At 44.6% G+C, this 10,350-nt stretch carries 10 protein-coding genes; 6 read left to right on the forward strand and 4 right to left on the reverse strand.

Translation table 11 applies throughout. From position 1 onward, the window contains the following. Position 1: 1 nt before the first annotated feature. The 4 genes from prpF (at position 2) to VIC_RS20195 (ending at position 5,157) form a co-directional block, all read left to right on the forward strand. Positions 2-1,192: a 2-methylaconitate cis-trans isomerase PrpF gene (gene prpF / locus VIC_RS20180; protein WP_006962103.1), complete on the forward strand. Its 1,191-nt coding sequence runs from the start codon at positions 2-4 to the stop codon at positions 1,190-1,192. 57 nt (positions 1,193-1,249) lie between these two features. Next, positions 1,250-3,127, forward strand: coding sequence for a propionyl-CoA synthetase (locus tag VIC_RS20185; protein WP_006962104.1), 1,878 nt, complete (start codon positions 1,250-1,252; stop codon positions 3,125-3,127). A 111-nt stretch (positions 3,128-3,238) separates the two neighbouring features. After that, complete coding sequence (locus VIC_RS20190) at positions 3,239-3,715, forward strand: GNAT family N-acetyltransferase (RefSeq protein ID WP_039952365.1); 477 nt, start codon at positions 3,239-3,241, stop codon at positions 3,713-3,715. Between the two features lie 14 nt (positions 3,716-3,729). Continuing rightward, positions 3,730-5,157 carry a bifunctional NUDIX hydrolase/phosphatase PAP2 family protein gene (locus tag VIC_RS20195; RefSeq protein ID WP_006962106.1) on the forward strand — a complete coding sequence of 476 codons (1,428 nt, stop codon included), beginning with the start codon at positions 3,730-3,732 and terminating at the stop codon, positions 5,155-5,157. 29 nt (positions 5,158-5,186) lie between these two features. On the opposite strand, the gene VIC_RS20200 is transcribed toward VIC_RS20195, so the two are convergent. Further along, a complete protein-coding gene (locus VIC_RS20200; protein ID WP_006962107.1) occupies positions 5,187-5,996 on the reverse strand; it encodes a Cof-type HAD-IIB family hydrolase in 810 nt (269 codons plus the stop codon). Between the two features lie 175 nt (positions 5,997-6,171). On the opposite strand from VIC_RS20200, the gene queE reads away from it, so the two are divergent. Beyond that, positions 6,172-6,822 carry a 7-carboxy-7-deazaguanine synthase QueE gene (queE, locus tag VIC_RS20205; protein ID WP_006962108.1) on the forward strand — a complete coding sequence of 217 codons (651 nt, stop codon included), beginning with the start codon at positions 6,172-6,174 and terminating at the stop codon, positions 6,820-6,822. Between the two features lie 10 nt (positions 6,823-6,832). Next, on the forward strand, positions 6,833-7,528 hold the full coding sequence (queC, locus tag VIC_RS20210) for a 7-cyano-7-deazaguanine synthase QueC (protein ID WP_006962109.1): 696 nt from the start codon (positions 6,833-6,835) through the stop codon (positions 7,526-7,528). Between the two features lie 65 nt (positions 7,529-7,593). Here queC and VIC_RS20215 read toward each other — a convergent pair whose 3' ends face one another. The 3 genes from VIC_RS20215 to VIC_RS20225 all read right to left on the reverse strand — a co-directional run bounded on the left by VIC_RS20215 (position 7,594) and on the right by VIC_RS20225 (position 9,970). After that, a complete protein-coding gene (locus VIC_RS20215) occupies positions 7,594-7,947 on the reverse strand; it encodes a DUF2750 domain-containing protein (protein ID WP_006962110.1) in 354 nt (117 codons plus the stop codon). A gap of 105 nt (positions 7,948-8,052) precedes the next feature. Beyond that, positions 8,053-8,664: an OmpA family protein gene (locus tag VIC_RS20220; protein WP_006962111.1), complete on the reverse strand. Its 612-nt coding sequence runs from the start codon at positions 8,662-8,664 to the stop codon at positions 8,053-8,055. A gap of 1 nt (position 8,665) precedes the next feature. Next, a complete protein-coding gene (locus VIC_RS20225) occupies positions 8,666-9,970 on the reverse strand; it encodes a TolC family outer membrane protein (protein ID WP_038511632.1) in 1,305 nt (434 codons plus the stop codon). Positions 9,971-10,350 lie beyond the last annotated feature (380 nt).

A 10,350-nucleotide genomic window follows, 5' to 3' on the forward strand; every position in this document is an offset into this window, starting at 1 on the left:
TATGAGTGAAATTAGACCGAGCCAGATAAAAGTCGCCGCGACCTATATGCGAGGCGGTACGAGTAAAGGTGTGTTCTTTAATCTATCTGATTTACCCGAGATGGCGCAAAAACCGGGAAAGGCCCGCGATGCGTTGCTGCTAAGAGTCATTGGTAGCCCAGATCCCTATGCCAAGCAAATCGACGGTATGGGAGGGGCAACTTCGAGTACAAGCAAAACCGTCATTGTTTCACCAAGCAGTCAGCCAGAGCACGATGTGGATTACCTATTTGGACAAGTTTCTATTGATAAGCCTTTTGTTGATTGGAGCGGAAATTGTGGAAACCTATCGGCGGCGGTTGGCCCGTTTGCGATTCATGCCGGGCTAATCCCTGCAGAGCGTATACCGGAAAATGGTGTGGTTGCTGTGAAAGTGTGGCAGGCCAATATCGGAAAAACGATTGTCATCCACGTACCTATCCGCAATGGACTTGTTCAAGAAACTGGAGACTTTGAGCTAGACGGGGTGACTTTTCCTGCGGCTGAAATTCAAGTGGACTTCATGCACCCTGCTGCGGGTGATGGAAGTATGTTCCCAACGGGAAATTTAGTCGATGATCTTGAAGTACCTGAGGTTGGTACATTTAACGCTACTTTGATTAATGCTGGTATCCCAACAATTTTTATTGATGCCGATGCCCTTGGTTACTCTGGTACTGAGCTTCAACAAGATATCAATAGTGATGAGTTGGCATTAGCACGATTTGAAAAAATACGAGCTTACGGCGCACTAAAAATGGGGCTTATCGATAAGGTCGAAGAAGCTGAATCTCGCCAACATACCCCTAAGGTGGCTTTTGTCAGCAAAGCGAAGAGTTATCAAGCCTCAAGTGGAAAACAGGTTGATGAAAATGACGTAGATCTGCTGGTGAGAGCTTTATCTATGGGCCAGTTACATCACGCAATGATGGGAACAGCCGCAGTTGCCATTGCTTCAGCTTCTTGTGTGCCGGGGACACTAGTCAATTTGGCCGCTGGAGGTGGTGAGAAGCATTCAGTGACTTTTGGGCATCCGTCCGGAATGCTAAAAGTAGGCGCTAGGGCCACTCATTCAAACCAAGGCTGGGTAGTAGAAAAAGCCGCAATGAGCCGAAGCGCTCGTATTTTGATGGAGGGCTTTGTGCGTGTTCCCTCCAATGTCTTTGAAGAATAAATCTCGTCGGTAACAAACCCGATGTAAGTAATGTCAGGACATACTGGAGGAAGCATTATGTCTGCATATCAGAAAGAATACCTTTGGGCACAGGAAAACCCACAGCAATTTTGGAAAGCGCAAGCCGAGCGATTGGACTGGTTTGAGCAACCTAAGACCATTTTGCAAAAGGATGAAAACGGTATTGAACGTTGGTTCCCTGATGGTGTGCTTAACACTTGTTGGCTTGCACTCGATTACCACTGTGAACAAGGAAGAGGGGAGACAACAGCTTTGATCTATGACTCTCCTGTCACCGGTAGCAAGCAAAAGTACACATACAAAGAGCTCAGAGACCAGGTCGCTAAGATCGCAGGGATGTTAGCAGAGCAAGGGGTGGAGAAAGGCGATCGAGTTGTTATCTACATGCCAATGATTCCAGAAGCCGCAATGGCGATGTTGGCATGTGCACGATTAGGGGCCATTCATTCTGTGGTATTTGGGGGCTTTGCCCCAAACGAGCTTGCGGTACGGATAGAAGATGCTGAGCCAAAAGTTATCATGACAGCGTCTTGTGGTATCGAGATCAATAAAGTCATCCCTTATAAACCTATGGTTGATAAAGCAGTGATGGATAGCCGTTGGAAACCAGAAAAGGTTTTGGTATTACAACGCCTACAGTGTGAGGCTGAATTAAGTCAGGCGCGAGACGTGGATTGGATGCAAGCGTATAACAATGCTTTACCTCACGCGTGCGTACCGGTTCTGGCCACTGACCCTCTCTATATTCTTTACACCTCAGGAACAACCGGAAAACCGAAAGGAGTCGTGCGTGACAACGGAGGTCACGCTGTCGCGATGAAGTACTCAATGAGTGCTATTTATGATGTTCCTCAGGATGGTGTTTATTGGGCTGCTTCTGATGTGGGCTGGGTAGTCGGGCATTCTTATATCGTCTATGCGCCGCTTATTCATGGCTGCACAACGATTTTGTTTGAAGGCAAGCCTGTTAGAACGCCAAACCCAGGCGCCTTTTGGCGCGTGTGTGAAGAGTACAAGGTCGATGTATTGTTCTCCGCGCCAACTGCTTTCCGTGCCATCAAGAAAGAAGACCCAGAAGGTGAGTACCTCAAGCAATATGACCTGTCGAATCTAAAAACCATCTTTATGGCGGGGGAACGTTTAGACCCTCCAACCTTGGAGTGGGTAGAAAGTAAAACCGACAAACCGGTTGTAGACCATTGGTGGCAAACGGAAACTGGCTGGGCAATTGCGGGTAACCCTACAGGGATTGAGTTGATGCCTGTTAAAGCAGGCTCAGCGACTAAACCCATTCCCGGTTATGAGGTTGAAATATTGGATGAGTTGGGTGAGCCAGTGGCACCGAATAAGCAAGGTTTTGTTGCGTTGAAACGCCCATTACCACCCAGCTGTTTACCTACCGTGTGGCGCAACCACGACCGATTCGAATCGGGATATCTGAGCCAGTTCCCAGGCTACTATGTGTCAGGTGATGGTGGTTACCTAGACGAAGACGGCTACCTGTTTATTATGGGCCGTATCGATGATGTGATTAATGTCGCCGGACATCGATTGTCGACCGGCGAAATGGAAGAAATTGTTGGTGGCCATCCGGCTATCGCGGAATGTGCGGTTGTTGGTGTGCATGATGACTTAAAAGGTCAGCTACCATTAGGGTTTGTGGTACTAAAAGACGGCGTCAAAGTTGATGACTTGCAGCTTGAAGGTGAGCTTGTGGGTAAGGTACGCGATGAAATAGGCGCAGTTGCCTGCTTTAAGCACGCGCTGGTCGTTGAGCGTCTACCGAAAACGCGTTCAGGTAAAATCCTTCGCAAGACCATTCGACAAATAGCTGATGGTGAAAAGTATACTGTTCCTTCAACCATCGATGATCCGACGAGTCTGGAAGAAATTCAGAAAGCCCTCGAATCATAGTTGAGACGGCGTTCCATAATCACTAATTAGCCCCTTTTTTAAGGGGCTTTTTTGTTGATAAATTTTTATGTTCGACTCACACTGTGGTTTATTTGCGACATCAAAATAAATATGCACAGATTAGAAATTAGAGTCGCTCAAGCGCAGGACTTAGAATCGCTCAATGACATGATGTTCAGGCTGCACGATGAACATCATCAGCAATGCTCTGAGCACTTTAAAACGGCTGAAGATATAGAGCAGGAAAAGAGCATCGCCCGATACTTAGATGACCCAGAATGTATTGTACTAATTGCTTTTGAAGAACAACGGATTGTTGGTTTTGTATCTGGCCATTTTTGCGAACTGATTTCCAGTGTGAGTAAGCCTGTGCAAATGGGAAGTATTGATGAACTTTATGTCCTTCCAGAGTGTCGTAAGTCGGGCATTGCAAAACAATTATGCAAGTCGATTGAACAGCGTTTTGATGACTATGGCGTAAAGCAGATATTTGTTGAAGTGTGGAATTTCAACAGCAATGCGCTGGATTTTTATAAAGAACTGGGTTTCGAACATCACATCCATTGGCTCCGCAAACCAGTGGGTTAAACAAGAAGTAATAAATGACCATTTTTAAGCAGTTGGATCGAGTGTTTCTATTTTTTACACTCACATTTTTCTCATCTTTGCTTTTCGCTGAGCAAAAGCAGCCAGAAATAGAAGGCGCCGCCTGTGTTATCAGAGCGGATGATAAGCTGGTGCTTGTTAATGAAATTTTGACTGGCAAGTCATGGTTGCCTGCAGGCAATGTGAAACGAGGTGAAAAGCCAGAATCAGCCGCACAGCGCGAAACTTGGGAAGAAACTGGGCTGGTAGTCTCAATCAATAAAGTTCTGGGTCAGAGAAACAACACGATTTATTACGATTGTATCTCTGATTCTGAAATTGTGGCGTTTCACATTGATGATTCATTTGATGCACACCAGTTACCAATATGGTTTGCACCGCATTATGGCGTTGAAATTGCATCGGCAATGTTAATTTCGCCAGAGATGATCAATGCTCAGGAATATCGATTCCCAGAACAACTCAAACGGATTGCAGGGTATTTTGAGCAAGCAACTCCTCAACCTGTTCGATATGTGGATAACTTGGTTGAATCTGCGCCTACATTTAATCAAATGGAGTTGGCTTGGTTAAATGAGTTCCGTTTGTTGCTAGATAAGCTACCAACTCATGCCGAAGCCATTATTGAAGAGCTGTTTAAGTTAAGCCTTCAACTTAATCATCCCATTATTCTGTTGGTTCTCTTCCCTTATCTTTATTGGCGGTTTGGGCGAGATTTTAGCTATAAAGTGTTTTTCGCCGTAACAATTACGTCATTGATTGTTTTGCTTGCGAAACAAGGATTTCAACTCCCCCCACCACAGGTCTATCTTGCGAACAAGGCTTTGCCACAATTCTCAGGTTACAGCTTACCGAGTTTACCATTTGCATTATGGATGTGCGTGATCACCTTACTAATCAATAAAATGAGGGAAAATGGGGTAGACTATCTTGCAGGTACCAGCGTGGGATTGATGACTTGGCTAGCTATTTCTAGTTTTTACACTGGGACGCACTTTATCGTCGATATGCTAAGTGGTTTGTTGATTGGTGGTCTGTGTGCCTGGCATCTGATCCGTTTGGATAACAAACGTGATGTAGAGCTAATGACATTGATACAGTCGAAAGCACTTTGGTTTGTGTTGATTGCTGCTGGCTTGGTGATGGTCTCTGTGTGGCCAATTCCGGTATTTGGTATTTGGTTAGGGATAATCGGCACGGCGTTAGGCGTGATTTACACAGCTGACGAAAATGAAAAGAGAATTACAGCAGAACTGATTATTCCAATTACCATCTCTATGGTCGCGATATATTGGTTGTTTGAGTACAGTGAAGTGTTTGTTTCTAGAAGTAGCGTTTTGTCATTCGGATTAGACGCCGTTCGTTACCCAGTGCTTATGATTCTGTTCGTAGTCAGCGTTAGGAAATTTGCAAAAGCTGCCTAATGGCAGCTTTTATTGCTAACGCATAAGTATCATTGATTCAGTACATACTGCTCGATGACCAATGCAACGCCGTCATCATTATTGCTGGTGGTAATGTAATCAGCAATCGCTTTGGTTTGTTCCATCGCATTTTCCATTGCGACTCCAAGCCCCGCATAGCGAATCATATGGTGATCGTTTTCCGCGTCTCCCATACAAATAACTTCGTCAGTGTGGATACCAAGGTAGTCTGCAATCGCTTTGACCCCCACGCCCTTATTACTCTCAAGGTTGAGAAATTCTAGAAAGAACGGGGCGCTTTGTACAATGGTGAATTCCTGATGAAGTACATCTGGAATAGCTTTCGCTGCTTGCGTCAGTTTTGATGGTTCACCGACGATCATGGCTTTGATGATAGGGTGGTCGTCCTCCAATGAATCGAACGCCATTTCCGTAATCGGCACTTGGTTAATGTCCGATTCCAAGGTAGTAAACTCGTTATTCTCGGGCGTAATTAAGCCGTGCTCAGTACTGAATGCATGACAGTACAATCCTAGCTCTTTAGCGAGTTTCGCCACTTGTTTCGCACGTCGACCATCAATGTAGGCTTGATGAATGACTTTTCCAGAGCCAATTTCTTTCACTGTACTTCCGTTGTAGAACACCACAAATTCATTGTGTCCGTCTATGCCTAGTTCTGTCAGTTTCTCTTGCATACCTGCGAGAGGGCGGCCTGAAGCAAGAACGATTTTGACTCCCTGAGCTCGCGCTTTTTCTATGGCGGTTTTTGTTCTTTCTGAAATGGACTTGTCGCTGGTTAGCAAAGTGCCATCCATATCCAAAGCAATCAGCTTGTACATATACTTACCTAAAAGTTTTAAAGTTATCACTAAAGAAAGAAGCAGATTAAATGAGTGAATCGGAATGATCAATTTCTGATTTAGTTGACCTTCGCAGTACAGTCATTTATGGTCTCGTTCCTGCTAAATATTGATGATGAGTTAGGCTGAGACAAAGTTGTACAAATTAAACGAAATGTTCGAAACCATTCAGGGTGAAGGCGTCTTTACTGGCGTTCCTTCGGTGTTTGTTCGTCTGCAGATATGTCCGGTAGGGTGTGCTTGGTGCGATACGAAACAAACCTGGGATGCGACACCTCAAGACGAACGCCCGTTAGCGGAAGTGCTCGCGAAAACGGAAGACTCACCAACATGGTGTAGTGTGTCTGGAGGTGACATTATCGAGCAGTATCGTCAACAAGGTTATCAGGCTAAGCATATTGTTATTACTGGCGGCGAACCATGCATCTATGACTTGCGTCCGCTGACAGAAGCATTCGAAGCGATAGGATGTCGTTGCCAAATTGAAACCAGTGGTACATCACCAATTCTTGCGAGTGAAAATACCTGGGTGACAGTGTCACCAAAAGTAGCAATGAAAGGTAAACTGCCCGTTCTGGACTGTGCTTTACTCCGAGCAAATGAGATTAAACATCCAGTGGCGACCGATAAAGACATTGAGCAGCTCGATGCTTTGATTGAGCGCGCTGGCGTGCCTGAAAGCACGACTATTGCCTTACAGCCGATCAGTCAGAAACCACGCGCCACTCAGCTATGTATTGATACTTGTATTGCGCGTAACTGGAGACTCTCTATCCAGACACACAAGTATCTAAGTATTGCGTAAGGGAAACGAAATGAAAAAAGCAGTTGTAGTATTTAGTGGTGGTCAAGATTCCACGACATGTCTCGTTCAGGCACTTAAGAATTATGATGAAGTGCATGCAATCACTTTCGATTATGGTCAGCGCCATAAACTGGAAATTGAAGTGGCTCAAGACCTCGCAAAAGAGCTAGGCGTTAAAGCACATAAAGTGATGGATGTTGGCTTGCTGAACGAACTCGCCATTAGCTCATTGACTCGTGATGACATTCCGGTTTCACATGAGCTGCAGGAAAATGGCTTACCTAACTCTTTCGTCCCTGGCCGTAACATTCTTTTTCTTACCCTAGCGGGCATTTACGCGTATCAAATTGGTGCTCAGGCTGTGATTACTGGCGTGTGTGAGACGGACTTCTCAGGCTATCCTGATTGCCGTAATGACTTTGTGAAAGCGATGAACAGTGCCTTAGTTCAAGGTATGGACCGTAATCTAGACATTGTTACGCCGCTGATGTGGCTAAACAAGGCGGAAACTTGGGCTTTGGCTGACCAATACGATGCACTGCAATTGGTGAGAGAAAAAACACTGACGTGTTATAACGGCATTATTGGTGATGGCTGTGGTGATTGCCCAGCATGCGACTTAAGAAAAGCGGGCTTGAATGATTACATCGACAATCGAGAAGCGGTTATGGCATCGTTAGTCAGTAAGCAAAGTAGTGAAGCGTAAAGTTTCTCTAAGATAGCTAATACAAAAACGCCCTCAAATGAGGGCGTTTTTCTAATCAGGAGTTATTAATCCAGATACATTTTGGCAAGCTCAGATGGCTCAAGCTCTTTGCCTTCTAGCTGCGCATTCCAGTTTGTACCAACTAGAACGCCATCTTCTGCTAGTGTTAGTAGCCAGTCTTCAACGAAGATATCTAGTGGAATCTCCAAAACTTCAAAATCTGACCACTCTTCCACGTTGTGTGCTTGTGCGTCTTCTTTAGAAGACCAGAATGGCATGACTTCGCTGTTTTCAAATTCCGTTGAGTCACAAGACAGCCAACCTTCTTCATTGCGAAGACCCCAAATCAAGCTATTTGCTTTGGTTTCAGATACGAATAGCTCTAGGTTAGCCTGAATATCAGCAGTTAATTTGCTCATAGGATTTATCTCATAAGTAGAATCGCGGATAGGGTACCACTGTTGCTATGAAAGCTAAATAAAAATGGGCACATTGAGTGCCCATTTAAATGGAGAGAAGGTCGCTTACTTCGCTTTTTTAGTGAAGATGGTCCACTCTTTCTTGATGCTGCCTTTGTGGCCTACGACGGTTGCCACGACTTTGCGGTTTTTCGCATGTGTGATTTCATCATCGCCTGTATCAGCGAGATTCGTATCACCAAAACCCACAATTCGGATCCTAGTGTGGCTGACTCCGTTATTAATCAGAGCACTTTCGACTTCTTCAGCACGACGTTGTGACAAAGCCATGTTATGGCCATGATTACCGACCTTACTGGCGTAGCCTTGTAGCTCAATCGATGTTGAAGGGTAGATTTTAAGAAAATCGGCCATCTCGCGAATTTGAGTCAGGAATACAGGCTGGATGTCGCTGGAGTCATTCTCGAATAAAATGTGAAGATCCATTTCTTCTTCCGACTTAACGTATGTCCCACATCCATCGTTATCAATGTCGGCACCTAGTGGGGTATCTGGGCACAAATCGCGTGCGTTGATAACACCGTCTTTGTCATCATCAAGTAAGTCAGCTATCTGATTCGGTACAGGCGTTTGTCGATAGTCATACACGTCTTCAGCGTGAGTTGCAGAAGATAATAGGCAGGCGACAGCAGTGAGGGTGAAAAATGCTTTCTTCATATTAGTACTCAACCGCCTTATTCCAATCTTCTGGGGTGTCAACGCGCAACGCTGCCAGCAAACCACCTGTCGCATTCATGACTCGATATTTTGCGTATTGTTCAGCGTATTTAGCATCTAGGTAATCTTTACGCGCTTCGAACAACTCGTTCTCAGTGTTTAATAGATCAAGTAAAGTTCGTTTTCCAAGCTTGTATTGCTTTTCATAGGCGATAACCGTTTCAGATGCCGAGTCTACGTGGTCTGCTAAAAATTCCTTCTGTTGCAAAGTGAGATCCAATGCGCTCCATGATAGGCGTAGGCCTTCTTCGAGACTACGGAATGTGCGATCACGAAAATCTTTCGCTTTATTTAGCTGATAAGCCGCACTTTCAGTTCGATCAGAATCAGAGCCACCGTTGTACAAGTTGTAGCGCATACGCAGCATGGCCGAAGACTCATTGCTGCTACCACGTATACCACCTGCATCATCGCGCCAAATCTGGTTGGCTTCGATAGATAGTGTTGGGTAGTTTACGCCTTTAGTTTGATCATACTGGAATCGGGCCGAGTCGACATCCGCTTGAGCGACTTTGATCACTGGGTGATTTTTAAAAGCAAAGTCCAGCGCTTCATCTACAGAAAACGGGACTGCATTTTCATCTGCTCGTGGGAAAATCAAAGCTTGTGGCGATTGACCGACGATTCGTTTGAACTGCGTGTGAACATCATAAAGATTGTTCTGTGCTGCGAGTAGATTACTGTGCGCCTTGGCAAGACGTGCTTCAACTTGCGATAAATCAGCAGTCGAACCGATACCCGAGTCCACTCGCTTCTTGATGTCGTTATAAATTTCTTTATGCACAGCCAAGTTGCTCTCCGACAGTGCTAACACTTCGTAGGCTTTGGTTGCGTTGAGGTAAATGTCAGTAACTTCAAGTGCAATATCTTGCGAGTCCGCAAGTAATTGAAGCCTAACTGACTCGGCATCGGCTGCCGTTCTATCCATATCATTGAGAGTAGCAGAGCCATCCCAAATTAACTGAGTTAGGCTCAGCGTCGCTTCTTTTCTGGTTAGCTCGTCTTCTGTCCCAGAAGCTAAATCAACCTGCTCATAACCAATACCAGCATCAAGGTCTATGGAAGGCAAGTAGGCACCTGATGATGCTTTTGCATCATAAAGCTTACTCATATATTCGTTGTATGAAGCTTTAATATCAGGGTTGTTTGTTATTGTATAAGCTACTGCTTGTTCTAGTGTTTGGCTCTGTGCTGGAAAAGAGAGCATGGTAGCAATGCTCAACAACTTAATCCTATTCCAATTCACGATGGGGCTCCTTGGGTACTCCTGAACGAGAGATATTACTCAAATATTAGGTCTCACTTTTGAGAATTATCAATCTGCGACGTCAATAAAATAACACTATCTGCATATGAAGACTAACATCATTTAAGAAACTGGGATGATAGTTCGTTAATAAAATGTTGTTTGGCTAGTATGAATACTCAAATTGAGATGAAAAATGAAAATTGCAGATAAAGGCTAATAAAATAGGATCTTTATCCAAAGAATGTGCGATCGACTATGTAATTTGTTTAGTAGAGATTGTTAACACTCCAAACAAAAATGTTTTTGTTTTGAAAGTTGCCGGTGTTAATTTATGCACTAAGTGAATGTGTAAATTAACTTCACCTGTCACAACTTTG

Origin of the sequence: Vibrio coralliilyticus ATCC BAA-450, from assembly GCF_000176135.1 — a bacterium.
Taxonomy (GTDB): domain Bacteria; phylum Pseudomonadota; class Gammaproteobacteria; order Enterobacterales; family Vibrionaceae; genus Vibrio; species Vibrio coralliilyticus.